Raw genomic sequence first — 16,984 nt, 5'->3', positions numbered from 1 at the left:
CAAGATATAAATATAAAATTCAGGGAGAGAACGATGAGCAATTTCGACAGGCGAAGTGTGCTTAAAGCCGGCCTGGGCGGCGCGGCCTTGCTCGCCGGCCCGGGCATCGTCCCGGTCCGCGCGGCGGAGTGGACCAATGTGCCGGAGGCGAACGCCTCCATCCGCGTGCTGCGCTGGAAGCAGTTCATCCAGGCCGAGTTCGACAAGTTCGCCGAGCAGACCAAGAAGTTCTCCGAGAAGACCGGCGTCAAGGTCAAGCTCGAGGCCGAGAGCTGGGAAGACATCCGTCCCAAGGCCGCGGTCGCCGCCAATGTCGGCGCTGGTCCCGACCTGATCATCGGCACGCTCGATGATCCCCACAAATTCCCGGAAAAGCTCATCGACATGACCGACGTCGCCGATTATCTCGGCGCCAAGTACGGCGGCTGGTATCCGGTCGCCGAACGCTACGGCAAGAAGGGCAACAGCTGGATCGCCATCCCGCAGGGCGCGACCGGCGGCTGCCTGAACTACCGCATCAGCCACGTGAAGGCCGCCGGCTTCGACGAATTCCCCAAGGACACCGCCGGCTTCCTCAAGCTCTGCCAGGCCTTGAAGAAGAACAACACGCCGGCCGGCTTCGCGCTCGGCCATGCCACCGGCGATGCCAATGGCTGGTGCCAGTGGGCGCTGTGGGCGTTCGGCGGCAAGGTCGTCAACGACAAGAACGAGGTCGTGATCGACTCGCCGGAGACCATCGCTGCGCTCGAATACGTCAAGGAGCTCTACGCGACGTTTATTCCCGGCGTGTTGTCGTGGAACGACAGCAACAACAACAAGGCCTATCTCAACGGTGAACTCAGCCTGACCCTGAACGGCATCTCGATCTGGACCGTCGGCAAGAACTCCACCGATCCCAAGCAGCAGGAGATCGCAGCGGACACCAACCACGCGCCGATGCCGATCGGACCGGTCGGTGTGCCGACCGAGCAGCAGAACGTCCTGGTCGCCTACGGCTACAAGCACTCGAAGTATCCGAAGGCGGTGAAGGAATACATCAAGTTCATGTGGGACAAGGAGAACTACGACGCCTGGGAGGTTTCCTCGAACGGCTACGTGTCTCCGCCGCTGCCGGCCTACAACGACAACCCGGTGTGGACGTCGGATCCGAAGATCACGCCGTTCCGCGACTGCCTGAAGCGCAGCCGCGACAACGGTTTTGCCGGCGATCTCGGATATGCCTCCGCCGCCGTGATGGGCGACTTCGTCGTCGTCGACATGTTCGCGGAAGCCGCCTCGGGCTCTGCGACGCCGAAGCAGGCGGCCGCGCGCGCCGCCGAGCGGGCCAAGCGCTACTATCAGGTCTGATCAACGCCAATCTGCACGGCGTCCGGCTCGCCGGACGCCGTGACTATTCGTCGAGAGGAATCCGACATGGCAGTTATGGCCGAGCCCGTTGTCGCGCCTGGAAGGCGCAGCAGCCTGTGGAGCAGAGCATTCGAGAGCCGGCATTTTCTCGGCGCGATGTTCATGGTGCCGGCGATCGCCATCCTCATCCTGTTTCTGGCTTACCCGCTGGCGCTGGGCTTCTGGCTCGGCATGACCGATACCAAGATCGGCGGGGCCGGGCGCTTCATCGGCTTCCAGAACTTCGTCTCGCTTTCGAAGGACTCGGTATTCTGGCTGTCGGTGTTCAACACCATCTTCTATACGGTCGCTGCGAGCGCCGTGAAATTCGCCATCGGGCTTTACCTGGCGTTGCTGCTCAACGAGCGCCTGCCGTTCAAGTCGATGATCCGGGCCATCGTGCTGTTGCCCTTCGTGGTGCCGACGGTGCTCTCGGCGATCGCGTTCTGGTGGATTTACGACAGCCAGTTCTCGATCATCTCCTGGGTGCTGATCAAAGCCGGCCTGATCACGCGCTACATCGACTTCCTCGGCGATCCCTGGAATGCGCGCTGGTCGGTCGTCGCCGCCAATATCTGGCGCGGCGTGCCGTTCGTGGCGATCACGCTGCTGGCCGGGCTCCAGACCATCTCGCCATCGCTCTATGAGGCCGCCAATCTCGACGGCGCCACCAACATGCAGCGCTTCCGCCACATAACGTTGCCGATGCTGTCGCCGATCATCGCGGTCGTGATGACGTTCTCGGTGCTGATGACGTTCACCGACTTCCAGCTGATCTACACCATCACGCGGGGCGGGCCGATCAATTCCACGCATCTGATGGCGACGCTGTCGTTCCAGCGCGCCATCACCGGCGGCAATCTCGGCGAGGGCGCGGCGATCTCGAACGCGATGATCCCGTTCCTGGTCGCGGCGATCCTGCTCAGCTTCTTCGGGCTTCAGCGCTCCCGCTGGCAGCAGGGCGGGAGGGACTGACCATGAGCACCGCAGACGACCAAAGCGTCGGAATGGACTACCTCGAGAGCTTCCCGCGGAAGCTTTTCCGCGTCTACCTTCCGCTCGGCCTGATCATCTTCTTCCTGCTGTTCCCGTTCTACTGGATGGCGGTCGCGACGTTCAAGCCGGACGCGGAGATGTACGACTACGAGAAGTACAATCCGTTCTGGATCGTGAATCCGACGCTGGAGCACATCAAGAAGCTGTTCTTCGACACCGACTATCCGCTCTGGATGTGGAACACCGTGATCGTCTCGGTGTCCTCCACCTTCATCTCGCTGTTTGCCAGCGTCTGCGCGGCCTACGCGATCGAGCGGCTGCGCTACAAGGGCTCGCGCTATGTCGGCCTTGCGATCTTCCTCGGCTATCTCGTGCCGCCTTCGATCCTGTTCATTCCACTGGCGGCGATCGTGTTCCAGCTCGGGCTGTTCGACGGCAATCTGGCGCTGATCCTGACCTATCCGACGTTCCTGATCCCGTTCTGCACCTGGCTCTTGATGGGCTATTTCCGCACCATCCCCTATGAGCTGGAGGAGTGCGCGCTGATCGACGGGGCCACGCGGCTCCAGATCCTGATCAAGATCACCCTGCCGCTGTCGCTGCCGGGGGTGATCTCGGCGGGTATCTTCGCCTTCACGTTGTCCTGGAACGAGTTCATCTACGCGCTGACCTTCATCTCCTCGTCCGAGAACAAGACCATTCCGGTCGGCGCGATCACCGAGCTCGTCAACGGCGACGTCTACCATTGGGGCGCGCTGATGGCGGCGGCCCTGACCGGCTCGGTCCCCGTAGTTATCCTTTATTCCTTCTTCGTGGAGTATTATGTGTCGGCGATGACCGGCGCCGTGAAGGAATGATCTCGGGGCCGCCATGAGAGCGCCTCTAGCCTGAAGCGCTCCGACAACAAGAAGGAGTAGGCTCTTGCACATTCTGGTTCTGGGCGCGGCCGGCATGGTCGGCCGTAAATTGTGTGAACGGCTGTTGCGCGACGGCCGGCTCGGCAAGAGCGACATCACCAAGCTGACCATGCATGACGTGGTCGAGCCCAAGCAGCCGGAAAAAGCCGGTTTTGCCGTCGAGACCGTGTCGGGCGATTTCGCCGTGCCGGGCGCGGCCGAGAAGCTGATCGCCGGCCGTCCGGACGTGATCTTCCATCTCGCCGCGATCGTCTCGGGAGAGGCCGAGCTCGATTTCGACAAGGGTTACCGCATCAACCTCGATGGCACGCGGATGCTGCTCGATGCCGTCCGCCTCGTGGGCGGCGGCTACAAGCCGCGCGTGGTGTTCACGTCCTCGATCGCGGTGTTCGGCGCCCCGTTCCCCGACGCGATCGGCGACGAGTTCTTCCACACGCCGCTGCTCAGCTACGGCACCCAGAAGGCGATCGGCGAACTCCTGCTCGCCGACTATTCGCGCCGCGGCTTCCTCGACGGCATCGGCATCCGCCTGCCGACCATCTGCATCCGGCCCGGCCTGCCCAACAAGGCGGCATCGGGCTTCTTCTCCAACATCCTGCGCGAGCCGCTGGCCGGCAAGGAAGCGATCCTCCCGGTGTCCGAGGACGTTCGCCACTGGCACGCCACGCCGCGCTCGGCCGTCGGTTTCCTGCTCCATGCCGGCACCATGGACCTCGCCAAGGTCGGTCCGCGCCGCAATTTGACCATGCCTGGCTTCTCGGCCACGGTCGGCGAGCAGATCGCGGCGCTCAGGCGTGTCGCCGGCGACAAGGTCGCCGCGCGCATCAAGCATCAGCCCGATCCCTTCATCGTCGGTATCGTCGGCGGCTGGCCGCGCAATTTCGAGGCAAAGCGGGCGCGCGAGCTCGGCTTCACCACTGAAGAGAAAACCTTCGACGACATCATCCGCATTCACATCGAAGACGAGCTCGGCGGCAATTTCGTCGCCTGATCCAATCGATGAACAGCTTGGATATGACGATGGCGAGCGTCGCTTGCATCGGTGAATGCATGGTCGAGCTCCGGCAGGCCCAAGGAGGACATTCCTCCGGACAGTCTGCCGGGCAGGGCGGCGGGCTGTACTCGCGCGGCTTCGGCGGGGACACCCTCAACACCGCGGTGTATCTGGCGCGGCTCGAGGTCAAGGTCGACTATCTCACCGCGCTCGGCGATGACGCCTTGAGCGACGAGATGATCGCGGCCTGGACCGCCGAGAGCGTCGGCACCAGGCGGGTCGTGCGGTTGCCGGGCAAGCTGCCCGGCCTCTACATGATCCAGACGGATGCGAACGGCGAGCGCCAGTTCTTCCACTGGCGCGACAGCGCGGCGGCGCGGCAGTTGATGAACCTGCCGGAGACGGACGAGCTGCTCAACTCGCTGATGAGCTACGACATCGTCTATCTCTCCGCGATCACGCTCTCGATCTACGACGCGGCCGGGCGCGATCGCCTGTTCGCGGCGATCAAGCGGGCGCGGCTGCTCGGCACCCGCTTCGTGTTCGACACCAATTTTCGCGCACGCGGCTGGCCCGATCGCGACGTCGCCCGCGAGGTCTTTGCCGCGGCCTTCGCGGCCGCCGACATCGTGCTGACCTCGACCGAGGATCTGCTCGCGCTCTATCCCGGCGAGAGCCGGGAGCAACTGATGGCACGGATCCCGAGCGCGGAGCTGGTGTTCCGGCTCGCCGAGCCTGTCAGCCTGCTGCGTTTCCCGGGGGCTACCCACGAGGTCCGCGCCGAGCCCATGACCAAGCCGGTGGTCGACACCACAGCCGCCGGCGACAGCTTCGCGGCGGCCTATATCGCGGCACGGCTCGCCGGTTCCGATCCGATCGAGGCGGCCCAGGCCGGGCATCGCCTCGCCAGCCTCGTGATCTGCTATGCCGGCGCCATCATTCCGGGCTATGCCATGCCGCCGAAGAAGCGGCACCGGCCGGCGACCACGCGTCAGGTGACCAAGTGACTCGCCACCAAGTGAAACGAAAGCCAAGATGACCACGAGCGCCCAGCAGAACCACCTCGTCGCGCTGTTCAAGGCCGCGACCGTCATTCCCGTCCTCACCATCGAGCGCATCCAGGACGCCGTGCCGCTGGCGCGTGCACTGGTCGCCGGCGGCATCGGCACGTTGGAGGTGACCATGCGCACCCCCGTCGCGATCGAGGCGGCAAGGGCGATGATGGCCGAGGTGCCCGAGGCGGTCGTCGGCATCGGCACGATCCTCAATCCGGCCGACTTTACCCGCGTCGAGAAGCTCGGCGTCGCGTTCGGCATCAGCCCGGGCCTGACCCCCGATCTCCTGAAGGCCGCCACCGACAGCTCCCTGCCGTTTGCGCCCGGCATTGCCACCGCGTCCGAGCTGATGATGGCGCTGTCCTACGGCTTCGACGTCGCAAAGTTCTTCCCGGCCGAGCAGGCCGGCGGCATCAAGGGCCTGCGCGCCCTCGGCGGCCCGTTCCCGAACGTGCGGTTCTGCCCCACAGGCGGCGTCGGCGAGGCCAATGCGGCGACCTGGCTCGCCGAGCCCAACGTGGTCGCGGTCGGCGGTTCCTGGCTGTGCCCGGCCGCGGAGATCAAGGCCGGGAACTGGGCCGGCATAACTGCCATCTGCCAGCGCAGCCTCCAGGCCCTGAAAGCCGGGTGAAGTCTTGCCAACCCTGCGCTAAGACTTAGCTCAGCCAAGACTTAAGCAAAGACCGAGATCAGACGACCCCAGGGAGAAAAGACCATGACCGCCAGCATCGTCGGATGGGCTCATACGCCGTTCGGCAAGTTCGACACCGAGACCGTGGAAAGCCTCGTGGTAAAGGTCGCCAACGAGGCGCTGGCGGATGCCGGCATTCCGGCCGGCGACGTCGACGAGATCGTGCTCGGCCATTTCAACGCCGGTTTCTCGCCGCAGGATTTCACGGCGTCGCTGGTGCTCCAGGCCGACCCGAAGCTGCGTTTCAAGCCGGCCACCCGGGTTGAGAATGCCTGCGCCACGGGTTCTGCCGCCGTGCATCAGGGCCTGCGCGCGATCGCCGCCGGTGCGGCCAAGATCGTGCTGGTCGTCGGCGTCGAGCAGATGACGCGTACACCGGGCCCGGAGATCGGCAAGAACCTGCTCAAGGCGTCCTACCTGCCGGAGGACGGGGAAACCGTCGGCGGCTTCGCCGGAGTGTTCGGCAAGATCGCCAGCTCCTATTTCCAGAAATACGGCGATCAGTCCGATGCGCTGGCGCTGATCGCGGCCAAGAACCACAAGAACGGCGTCGCCAATCCCTTCGCCCAGATGCGCAAGGATTTCGGCTTCGACTTCTGCCGTGCCGAGAGCGAGAAGAACCCTTACGTTGCCGGCCCGCTGAAGCGCACCGACTGCTCGCTGGTCTCCGACGGCGCCGCGGCGCTGATCCTGGCCGATGCCGAGACCGCCAAGAGCATGAGCAAGTCGATCGGCTTCCGCGCCACCGCGCATGCCCAGGACTTCCTGCCGATGTCCAAGCGCGACATCCTCCAGTTCGAGGGCTGCACGGTCGCCTGGCAGCGCGCGCTGGAGCAGGCGGGCGTGACGCTTTCCGATCTCTCCTTTGTCGAGACCCATGACTGCTTCACCGTCGCCGAGCTGATCGAATACGAAGCGATGGGCCTGACGCCGAGGGGACAGGGCGCCCGCGCCATCAAGGAAGGCTGGACGCTCAAGGACGGCAAGCTGCCGGTCAATCCGTCCGGCGGCCTCAAGGCCAAGGGCCACCCGATCGGCGCCACCGGCGTGTCCATGCACGTGATGACCGCGATGCAGCTCGCAGGCCAGGCGCCCGAGGGCATGCAGCTCAAGAATGCAAAACTCGGCGGCATCTTCAACATGGGCGGCGCCGCGGTGGCCAACTACGTCTCCGTGCTGGAGCCGCTGAAGTAACGTCTTGTCGCTTCCGTTGGGTGGGCAAAGGTGCGAAAGCTCCGTGCCCACCTTCTTTCTTGCGCTAGATCATGGTGGGCGCGCCGGGGCCCCTTAAAGCTCCTGATTGATTTGCAGGGAATACATCATGAGCAATGACTACGAAGACTCGCTGTCGATGGACGCACTCAACGATCGCATCGCGATCCTCGAGGATAATATCAGGCAGTTGATCGAGCAGGCTGCGGCTGCCTCGGGCGAGCAGAGCGAGTCCCGCATTGCCGATCGCCTCAACCAGCAGAATGACGAGCTCGACCGGCTCCTCAAGATCCGCGAATCCCGCCAGAAGAAATAGCGGCCGATATCGCCTTGCGGCGCATGCGGCCATACCTTGGCCGCCCTTGCGCGCGCGGCGTCACTGCCGTTAGCTGACCGAAATCGCGGGGTCGATCTGGCCTTGCGCAATCGGGAGCGAACGAATGGGGCCGTTGAAGGGCATCAAGGTCGTTGACATGACCACCGTGCTGATGGGGCCCTATGCGACCCAGATGCTCGGCGATTACGGTGCCGACGTGATCAAGGTCGAATCGCTCGACGGCGACGTCACCCGCCTGATCGGCCCGATGCGGCACACCGGCATGGGTCCGGTGTTCCTCAACACCAATCGCAGCAAGCGCTCGATCTGCCTCGACCTGAAGAAGCCCGGCGGCCGCGAGGCCGTCCTGCGGCTGCTGAAGGACGCAGACGTTCTCGTCTACAATGTTCGCCCGCAGGCGATGGCGCGGCTTCAGCTCGGCTATGACATCGTCTCGAAAATCAATCCGCGCCTGGTCTATGCCGGTGTGTTCGGCTTTGGCCAGGACGGGCCATATGCGGCAAAACCCGCCTATGACGATCTGATCCAGGGCGCCACGGCGCTTCCCGCGTTAATGGCGCAGACCGGCGATGGCGTGCCGCGCTACGTGCCGAACGCGCTGGTCGACCGCATCGTCGGCCTGACCGCCGTCGGCGCGATCTGTGCCAGCCTCGTGCATCGGGATCGCACCGGCCGCGGCCAGCGCGTCGACATTCCGATGTTCGAGACCATGGCGGGCTTCGTCATGGGCGACCACATGGGCGGGCTTACCTATGAGCCGCCGCTCGACAAGGGCGGCTACGCCCGGCATCTGTCGCGCGACCGCAGGCCGTACAAGACGTCGGACGGCTATCTCAGTGTCATCGTCTACAACGACAAGCAGTGGGAGAATTTCTTCAAGGCGACGGGGCGCGACGATCTGCGCGCCGATCCGATGTTCGCGACTTTCGCCGGCCGCGCCGCCAATATCGACGTAGTCTACGCCGAGCTCGCGTGCATTTTCGAGACGCGCACCACGGCGGAATGGATCGACCTGCTGACCAAGGCCGACGTGCCTGTGATGCCGATGCATGATTTGCAGGGCGTGCTCCACGACGAGCATCTGGAGGCGACGAGGTTCTTCCCGGTCGTGAACCATCCGACCGAGGGGCCGATCCGCAGCATGAAGGTCACGGCGACCTGGTCGGAGACCGAGGCGGAGCCGGTGCGGCTGGCGCCGCGGCTCAACGAGCACGGCGCGGAGATTTTGCGCGAGGTCGGTTACTCCCAGGACGAGATTGCCGCCATGGTCCGCGACGGCGTCACGCGTTCGCCGCCGGACGAGACGTAGGGGACCGCCATGAGCTTCATCACCGGCGTCGGCCTCACGCCCTATGGCAAGCACGAGGGGTCATCCTCGCTCGACCTGATGAGCAAGGCGGCGCAAGCCGCGCTCGACGATGCCGGGCTCAAGCGTTCGGACATCGACGGCATCCTCTGCGGCTATTCCACGGTCTCACCCCACATCATGCTGGCGACCGTGTTCGCCGAGCATTTTGGCATCCGCCCGTCCTACGCTCATGCCGTGCAGGTCGGCGGCGCCACGGGGCTGGCGATGACCATGCTCGCACATCATCTCGTCGAAGCAGGCGTTGCGCGCAACGTGCTCGTGGTCGCCGGCGAGAATCGTCTCACAGGACAGAGCCGCGACGCCTCGATCCAGGCGCTGGCACAGGTCGGTCATCCCGACTATGAGGTGCCGCTTGGCCCGACCATTCCCGCCTATTACGGCCTCGTGGCCACGCGCTATATGCACGAATACGGCGTGACCGAAGCGGACCTCGCCGAGTTCGCGGTGCTGATGCGCAGCCACGCCTGCACCCATCCCGGCGCGCAATTCCAAGATCCGATCACGGTCGCCGACGTCATGGCCTCGAAGCCGGTAGCGATGCCGCTCAAGCTGCTCGACTGCTGCCCGGTGTCCGATGGCGGCGCGGCGTTCGTGATCAGCCGCGAGCGGACCGGGGAGGCCGGCGTACGCATCCGCGGCTGCGCGCAGGCCCATACCCATCAGCACGTCACGGCCGCGCCCGCGCTCAGCGAACTCGGCGCCGAGATCTCGATCGCCCGCGCCAGGAAAGCCACGGGCCTTGCGATCTCGGACGTGCGCTATGCCGCCATCTACGACAGTTTCACCATCACCCTCGCCATGCTGCTGGAAGACCTCGGCCTTGCCGGTCGCGGCGAGGCGGCGGCCCGCGTGCGATCAGGCCATTTCAGCCGCGACGGCGCCATGCCGCTCAACACCCATGGCGGGCTGCTCAGCTACGGCCATTGCGGCGTCGGCGGCGCGATGGCGCATCTGGTCGAAGCGCATTTGCAGATGACGGGGCGGGCCGTGAATCGGCAGGTGCGCGACGCCTCGATCGCGCTGCTGCACGGCGACGGCGGCGTGCTGTCGTCCCATGTCAGCATGTTCCTGGAGCGGGTGCGATGAGCGAGCGTCTGGCGGACTGGACCAAGGGCGAACAGGCCATCACTTTTCAGACCTGCGCCGCATGCGGCCATGTGCAGTATTTTCACCGCGCGTTCTGCGCGGCTTGCGGCGCCTCCGATCCGCCCGAGGCGCGTGCCAGCGGCAAGGGCAGGGTCTATGCGACCTCGCTGGTCTGCCGCGCCGCCACGCCCGAGACACGCGCGCACGTGCCCTACAACATCCTGCTGGTCGATTGCGCCGAGGGCTTTCGCATGATGGCGCACGGCGAGAACGGTCTGGCCATCGGCGACGAGGTCGATGCGACCTTCAAGTCGTTCGCCGGAAAACTGGTGCCGTTCTTTACGAAAAGGAAATAGCGGGATTCGTCATTCGGGGGCGGTCCGAGGGACCGAGCCTGGAACGGGAGTTCTGGGCCTGGCCTGTGCGAGGGCCACCCCGGAATGACGAAAACTCTTGCTAACGCAACTCTTACTAACGCCCGTAGAACAAGATGCTGGCGATGACCAGCATCGCCGTCACCGCCAGCATATGCGCGAGCGCTCCCGAGGCCGCCCCCTTGGTGGCTTCCTTCATGCCTTTTTCTCCCTAGACTTGGGCGTGACTCATCGTTGCGCGCTACTCACGCTCCGACGGCCAATTGTTTTTACTCGGAACACCCCTTGCGAGTACTCACCGCGATTTGTCCCCACGCGGCGAATATCGACTGTGCCAAGGTCGATCAGCAATGCGGCGGCATTTTGACTCGATCATGTTGCTCCCAAGGTTGCGCGCGCATAGAGTTTCCCGGGACTTATCCCGCTAACGACAAAAAGTAATAAAAGCCCCAAGAAGTCTTCGAGAAAAAACCCAGGAAAATCATGGCCCGCATCGACTACAGCGACCCGTCCAAGGCATCCGATCGTACCCGCGAAATCCTCGACAAGAACCGCAATGCCAACATCTTCCGGATGATGTCGCATTCGCCGAGCTATTTCGAACAGTACTGCCGACTCGGCGGCGCCATCCGCCACAAGGGCGAACTCGATCCGGTGGTGCGCGAGCTCGCGATCACGCGCACCGGCATTCTGTGCGAGGCGCCGTACGAGATCGTCGCGCACAAGCGCATCGGCAAGAATGTGGGCGTCACCGACGAGCAGAACGAGGCGCTCGAGAACTGGAAGGCCGCCAAATGTTTCGACGAGACGCAGCGCGCCGCGCTCGCGTTCACCGATGAAGTCGTGAAGCTAAAGAAGCCGACGGATGCGACCTTCAAGGCGATCGCGGCAAAGCTGACGCCGGCCGCGCTGGTCGAGCTTCAGCTCTCGGTCGGGTTCTACATCATGACCTCGAAATTCCTGGAGACGTTCGAGATCGATCTCCAGCCGGTCACGGAAGTGGTGGGGTAGACAGACGGGGCCCGGCTTATGACCATCGACGATTATGCTGATTGGGCTGCGACGGTTGCGAAGGTCACCCCGCCGCCGGCGAGCGAGCGGCTGGCTTATCTCGGTCTCGGCCTCACGGGGGAGTCCGGCGAGGTCGCCGAGCACGTCAAGAAGCTGCTGCGCGATGGCACGCTTGATCAGGCCGCGATGGCGGAGGAACTCGGCGACGTCGTCTACTATTGGGCCAGCCTGTGTGCCACGTTGGGCCTCAAGCCTTCGGAGGTGCTTGCGGCGAGCAAGGCCAAGATCAGCGCGAGACTCGCGCGGTAGTGCTCACGTCGACGTCAGGATATCCACCTTGGCGTTGGCCACGATGAGGCGGTCGGCGAGGAGCAGCGCGAGGTTGCGCATGACGCGCTCGCTGGCGCGCGGGTGCTGCCTGCGGAAACGCTCGAAATCCTTCAGGGAGACCTCGAACGCGGTCGCCGCCATGTCCGCGAACACGTCGGCGGAACGTGTGGTCTCGATCAGCGCCATCTCGCCAAACGCCATGCCGGCGGTGAGTGTCGCCAGCCGTACGCCGTCGGGCAGGGTGACATGCACGGCGCCGCTGCGCAGGAAGAACAGGGAATCGGCGGGATCGCCCGTGGTGAGGATCTTCGCACCGGACTGATAGGTCCGGATGCTGCAGATCGAGGCAAGGTCGGTCAACTCTTCCTCGCCGAGGCCTTCGAGCAGCGGCTGCTCGGCCAGCTCGGTGGTCTCGTGGAAGTCGATCGAACCGCCATAGCGGTAGACGATCTGGTCTTCGGCCCATTCGATCGCGGTGTCGAGCAGATAGAAGTCGCGGACGTTCTTCAGCTCCGCCGTCCATTCCCGCAACGTGTCCCATTCCTTGGAAGCGCGCCTGACGCCTGACAGCACCACCGTCACGTTCAGCGCGGCGAGCTCCTCGAACGCCTCGGCCGCGAGCCGCGCACCGGCGCGCGTGGTCGAGGTGACACGATGCAGGTCGAAGATCACGAATTGCGGCCGCGGCCGGCCGGCGAGCCGGCGCGAGACGTAATCGACCGCCGAGAGCGAGAGCGTTCCGACCAGCTCGATGATCCGCACCTCCTGCTCATGCGCGGCCAGGATCTCGCGTTCCTGTGGACGGCGGACGCGGCGGGACGGGCTCTTGCCGATGTCGTAGTCGGCGATGACGGCGTTGCGCGCGTCGTCGCTGCGGTTGAGCATGTGCAGGTCGTAATGCGAGGACAGCGCCTCGCAGACCTTGATGCCGCGCACGCTGTTGCCGTGCTTGTCGAGCTTGGGCGAATAGCTGCCGAGGCCGAGCCGGGCGGGCAGTGCGGCCAGGATGCCGCCGCCGACGCCGCTCTTGGCGGGGATACCGATCCGGTAGATCCATTCGCCGGCATAGTCGTACATGCCTGATGACGTCATCACCGACAGCGTACGCGAGATCGCGTAAGCGCTCAGCACCTGCTCGCCGGTGACCGGATTGAGGCCGCGGTTGGCAAGCGTCGCCGCCATCACGGCGATGTCGCGCGCCGTGACCAGCACCGCGCATTGCCGGAAATAGACGTCGAGCACGCCGGCGACATTGTCGGAGATCACGGCGTTGGTCTTGAGCAGATAGCCGATGGCGCGGTTGCGGTCGCCGGTCTGGCTTTCGGACGCGTAGACGGCCTCGTCAACGGCGAGGTCGCGCCCCGCAAAGCGGCTGAGCGCGAGCCGGATCTGCTCGAAGGCATCCGGGCCCTTGCTGTCGTAGATCAGCCCGGTACAGGCGATCGCGCCGGCATTGACCATCGGGTTGAACGGATGGTTGTCGGAATTGAGCCGGATCGAGTTGAAGGGATCGCCCGAAGGCTCGACGCCGATTGCACTTTCGACCCGGCCGGCGCCGAGAATATCCAGCGCCAACGCGAACACGAACGGTTTCGACATCGACTGGATGGTGAAGGGCACCCTGGAGTCGCCGACCTCGTAGACATGGCCGTCGAGTGTGGCGAGGCTGATGCCAAAATAGGCAGGGTCGGCCTTGCTCAGTTCGGGAATGTAGTCGGCGACGTGGCCGGAGGTCTCGGCCGAGAATTCGTTGAGGCAGGTGTCGAGAAACCGCAGCAGAGGCGGTTTCGAGCGGGTCCAGGCGGAGGCGGGCGGCGATGTCATCGCCTCCCTTGTGCAACGCAATCAGGGCACGCGCAACCCGTCCGGAATCGGGCTTTGCCGCCTGACCAGCAGGAGCGCGACCAGGACCGTGGGCATGAGGATACCGAGACCGAGCATCGTCACCTGCATCTGCGACAGCGGCATGATCCCGCCGCCCGGGGTTGCCACCACGAAGCCGCCGATCACCAGCAGCACCCGCAATGGCCACTCCATCAGGCCCGCGCCGCGGAGGTCGCCGACGAACGGCTGATAGCCCTGGATGCCGCCGCAGATGAACAGCGTCCCGAACGCGGCGAGCGCCATCAGGCCCAGACCTTCGAGATAGGGGCTCGGTCCTTGCAGCACCAGCGCAGGATTGAGCACGAAGAAGAAGGGGATGAAGTAGATGATGCTTCCGACCCACATCGATTCCCAGCCCGTCTTCATCGCCGGCGAGCCGGCGATGCCGGCGGCTGCGAAAGAGGCGATGGCGACCGGCGGCGTGATCGAGGACAGCATGCCCCAGTAGAAGATGAACATGTGTACCGCCATCTTGTTGAGTCCGAGCTTCTCCAGCGCGGGCGCGACCAGAATGGCGAGGAAGATGTAGCAGGCCGTCGTCGTCAGCCCCAGGCCGAGAATGAGGCTGGTAAGGGCGCACATGCCGAGCAGCAGGAACGGATTGTCGCCGGCAATGTGGAGGAGGTCGTTGGCGAGGCTCGACACCACGCCGGTCATCGAGAAGGCACCGATCAGGAGGCCGCAACCGGCGAGGATGCCGACCAGTTCCACGAAGGTGCGACCGTTGACTTCGAGGAACTTGCCGATCGTCGCCAGCGTCCAGCGCGTGTCCTTCGAGAAGAGCTGGTTGAGCACGAGCAGCAGCGCGGTCGCATAGAACGGCGCGTGACTCTCCCGCTTGAAGTAGAGCAGCATCACGATCAGCAGCGCAATGACGAACACGTAGTACCAGCCGTCCTTGATCGTATCCATGATCCGCGGCAGCTCGGTGCGTGGAATGCCCTTCAGGCCGTGGCGCGCGGCGTAGGAGTCAACCTGCATGAACAGGCCGATATAGTAGAGAACCGCCGGAATGATCGCGGCGATCGCGACGTCGGCGTAGCTGACATTGAGGAACTGGGCGATCACGAAGGCGGTGGCGCCCATCACCGGCGGCGCCAGCACCGCGCCGGTGGACGCGCAGGCCTCGATCGCTCCGGCATAGGAAGCGCGAAAGCCGCTCTTCTTCATCACCGGGATGGTCATGGTGCCGGCGGTGAGCACGTTGGAGATGATCGAGCCTGACATCATGCCGAGCAGGCCGCTTGCGAAGATGCAGACCTTCGCCGCGCCGCCGCGGAAGGTGCCGCACATCGCGAAGGCGAGGTTGATGAAGAACTTTCCGGCGCCGGTCATCATCAGCGCGGTGCCGAACACCAGGAACCCGATCACGGTGTCGGCGAAGGCCTGGATGGGAATGCCGAGCAGGCTCTCGCCCGACAGCACGTGGTAGGCGGTCGCCTGCTCCAGCGTCGACTGCGTGCCGCGGAACGGCCCGAGCCAGCCGGCCTCGGCGAACAGCGGATAGACGGTGAAGGGAAAGACGCTGAGCAGCAGGCTCCAGCCGCCGGTGCGGCGCAGCGCCTCCATCAGCATTGCCCACATCACGAGCCCCGCCGCGATCACATTGTTGGGCGCGCCGCCGAATTCCCAGCCGGCTTCCGCGGCCTTGCGGACGTTCGACATCAACATCAGGGCGGCGGCGAACGTCACGACGAAGAAGAGAAGGTCATACCAGGGGATGCGGTCGAGCGGCGCGCGCTCTGTGCCCGGAAAAATCAGGAACGTGAACGGCAGCATCAGCGCAATCAGGAGATAGAAATACTCGGTGTTGAGCTGGGTGTAGCCAATGAAGAAACGCAGCGAGAATTGCTGATTGATGCAGAGCAGGATCGTCGCCGCGGTCGCGGCCACCAGCGTCCAGCGCCATGCACCGCGAAGCGTGCGGACGCGCGTGACCTCGGCTTCCTGCATGTTGCCGGCGGCGCCGTGCGGATCGTCGAACACGATCCGCTTGGCCTCGTCCTGCGGGCCGGTGGAGATTGACGACATGATCGACTCCGCGCGTGGGCTATGACCCGCTGTGGACTAGTCCTCGAACCCGTTCGGCATGTCGGCCTTGGCAAGCGCCGTGGCGCGTGCCTTCATCCAGCCCTCGAGGAATGCCTTGTCATCCGCTGGCGGATTGGACTTGCCGTAATCGGTCCACGCTGCGCCGAGCACCTCCTGCCGCTTGATCAGCTTGTTGTTGTGCGCGTCCTGCGCGTCGCTCCATTGCCCGGATTCTTTTAGCGCCTTCACAGCTCCGGGATGCACCGGCACCACCCAGTTCTTTGTCTGCCGGTCGGCAGCCAAGCCGCCGGCGCCGGGCGCGGAGTCCTTGTACGCGTCGTAGTTGACGATCATCGCCTTGGTCATCGCATAGACCTGGTCGGCCGGCTGCGAGGCATAGGCGACGAAGATCGGGTAGGGATAGTTGCCCAACTCGACCGGCTTCTCGGGCGAGATGCCGGCGCCGCAGGTGGCCGTCTGCGGGAAGAAGAACGAGCCGACCTTCTGCATCCGCGCCCAGCCTTCCTTGTCCTTGGCGGGCAGTGGCGGCCAGACCAGGCCGCGCGGCGAGGTCTCGGCTTCCTTGGCGGGACCGGTGATGGTGGTGCCGAAGGCCGCGTCGGTGTCGTTGTTGATCAGGCCTTTCCACATCGCGCCATAGCTGGCGAATTCGACGACCTTGACGTCCTTCTGTGTCAGCCCAGCGAAGGCGAGTACCGCGAGCGAATTCTGGTTGAGCGCGGGCGAGCCGACGACGAAGCCGACGCGCTTACCTTTCAGGTCTTTCAAATCTTTCACACCAGTATCGGCTGCGACGCCAAGCGAACCGCAATTGCAATCGACCGTCGACAGTATGATCTGGAGCGGCTGCGGACCCCATTCCCTGGAGCCGAACTCGAACACGCCTTCCTGCGCGAAATAGGAGCCCGATCCCATTGCGGATGCCGCCGCGCGCTTGGCGCGCAGTGGCGCAAGACGCGCCACGTCGTTGCCTGCCGGCAGCACGCGCACGTCGGTGCTGTATTTGTCCTTCATCATCTTGCCGACGCCGACCGCGATGTTGAAGCCGGCGGTGCCGGTGTCATAAGCGGTGAACGTCAATGTCGCCGGCAGCTTGATGTCATCGGCGAATGCATAGCGTGTAGACACAAAAGAAGCGCCCGCAACCAAGGCAGGCGCGAGCATGATCAGCCCACGAAGCATGTTTCCCTCCACGATCTCCGCTTTTTGCCGCGAAGATTTTCGTTCTTTGTTTGAAACAGTTTTTTGTTTGAATCGATCATGTCACCGCGATCGAGCGATGGCAACGTC

Annotated in this window: 16 protein-coding genes; 13 read left to right on the top strand and 3 right to left on the bottom strand. The window is 64.4% G+C overall.

The features are described from left to right. Nucleotides 1–33: 33 nt before the first annotated feature. From FNV92_RS21555 to FNV92_RS21495, 13 genes are all read left to right on the top strand, one after another. Nucleotides 34–1,347: an ABC transporter substrate-binding protein gene (locus tag FNV92_RS21555; protein ID WP_015686792.1), complete on the top strand. Its 1,314-nt coding sequence runs from the start codon at nt 34–36 to the stop codon at nt 1,345–1,347. A gap of 66 nt (nt 1,348–1,413) precedes the next feature. After that, nucleotides 1,414–2,361: a carbohydrate ABC transporter permease gene (locus FNV92_RS21550; RefSeq protein ID WP_143844657.1), complete on the top strand. Its 948-nt coding sequence runs from the start codon at nt 1,414–1,416 to the stop codon at nt 2,359–2,361. A 2-nt stretch (nt 2,362–2,363) separates the two neighbouring features. Next, complete coding sequence (locus FNV92_RS21545) at nt 2,364–3,239, top strand: carbohydrate ABC transporter permease (RefSeq protein ID WP_143844658.1); 876 nt, start codon at nt 2,364–2,366, stop codon at nt 3,237–3,239. Nucleotides 3,240–3,303: 64 nt separating this feature from the next. Continuing rightward, on the top strand, nt 3,304–4,290 hold the full coding sequence (gene denD / locus FNV92_RS21540; RefSeq protein WP_015686790.1) for a D-erythronate dehydrogenase: 987 nt from the start codon (nt 3,304–3,306) through the stop codon (nt 4,288–4,290). Nucleotides 4,291–4,319: 29 nt separating this feature from the next. Beyond that, complete coding sequence (locus FNV92_RS21535; protein WP_168213616.1) at nt 4,320–5,300, top strand: sugar kinase; 981 nt, start codon at nt 4,320–4,322, stop codon at nt 5,298–5,300. Between the two features lie 28 nt (nt 5,301–5,328). Beyond that, a complete protein-coding gene (gene eda / locus FNV92_RS21530) occupies nt 5,329–5,979 on the top strand; it encodes a bifunctional 4-hydroxy-2-oxoglutarate aldolase/2-dehydro-3-deoxy-phosphogluconate aldolase (RefSeq protein WP_143844660.1) in 651 nt (216 codons plus the stop codon). Nucleotides 5,980–6,063: 84 nt separating this feature from the next. Continuing rightward, entirely contained in the window at nt 6,064–7,233 is a 1,170-nt protein-coding gene (locus FNV92_RS21525; RefSeq protein WP_143844661.1) for an acetyl-CoA acetyltransferase, read from the top strand. 127 nt (nt 7,234–7,360) lie between these two features. Then, the gene (locus FNV92_RS21520; RefSeq protein ID WP_015686786.1) at nt 7,361–7,567 is read left to right on the top strand and encodes a hypothetical protein; all 207 of its coding nucleotides are present in this window, start codon (nt 7,361–7,363) and stop codon (nt 7,565–7,567) included. Between the two features lie 124 nt (nt 7,568–7,691). Next, entirely contained in the window at nt 7,692–8,897 is a 1,206-nt protein-coding gene (locus FNV92_RS21515; RefSeq protein WP_143844662.1) for a CaiB/BaiF CoA transferase family protein, read from the top strand. Nucleotides 8,898–8,906: 9 nt separating this feature from the next. Beyond that, nucleotides 8,907–10,043, top strand: a complete 1,137-nt coding sequence (locus FNV92_RS21510) for a thiolase family protein (RefSeq protein ID WP_143844663.1) — start codon at nt 8,907–8,909, stop codon at nt 10,041–10,043. Next, on the top strand, nt 10,040–10,399 hold the full coding sequence (locus tag FNV92_RS21505) for a Zn-ribbon domain-containing OB-fold protein (protein WP_143844664.1): 360 nt from the start codon (nt 10,040–10,042) through the stop codon (nt 10,397–10,399). The genes FNV92_RS21510 and FNV92_RS21505 overlap by 4 nt, the downstream gene beginning before the upstream one ends. A gap of 501 nt (nt 10,400–10,900) precedes the next feature. Next, entirely contained in the window at nt 10,901–11,428 is a 528-nt protein-coding gene (locus FNV92_RS21500; RefSeq protein ID WP_143844665.1) for a carboxymuconolactone decarboxylase family protein, read from the top strand. A gap of 18 nt (nt 11,429–11,446) precedes the next feature. After that, entirely contained in the window at nt 11,447–11,737 is a 291-nt protein-coding gene (locus FNV92_RS21495; protein WP_143844666.1) for a nucleoside triphosphate pyrophosphohydrolase family protein, read from the top strand. A 3-nt stretch (nt 11,738–11,740) separates the two neighbouring features. Here the strand turns inward: FNV92_RS21495 and glsA are convergent, their stop codons facing one another. The 3 genes from glsA to FNV92_RS21480 are packed head-to-tail and all read right to left on the bottom strand — an operon-like array spanning nt 11,741 to nt 16,876. Continuing rightward, entirely contained in the window at nt 11,741–13,582 is a 1,842-nt protein-coding gene (gene glsA / locus FNV92_RS21490; RefSeq protein WP_143844667.1) for a glutaminase A, read from the bottom strand. 21 nt (nt 13,583–13,603) lie between these two features. Then, entirely contained in the window at nt 13,604–15,673 is a 2,070-nt protein-coding gene (locus FNV92_RS21485; RefSeq protein ID WP_143844668.1) for a TRAP transporter permease, read from the bottom strand. Between the two features lie 36 nt (nt 15,674–15,709). After that, nucleotides 15,710–16,876 (bottom strand): TAXI family TRAP transporter solute-binding subunit, encoded by a 1,167-nt coding sequence (locus FNV92_RS21480; RefSeq protein WP_143844669.1) that lies wholly within the window; start codon nt 16,874–16,876, stop codon nt 15,710–15,712. Nucleotides 16,877–16,984 lie beyond the last annotated feature (108 nt).

This window comes from Bradyrhizobium cosmicum (assembly GCF_007290395.2).
In the GTDB taxonomy this organism is placed as follows: Bacteria; Pseudomonadota; Alphaproteobacteria; order Rhizobiales; family Xanthobacteraceae; genus Bradyrhizobium; species Bradyrhizobium cosmicum.
Note: the sequence above shows the minus strand (reverse complement) of the source record. Positions and strands in the feature narration are given on the sequence as shown.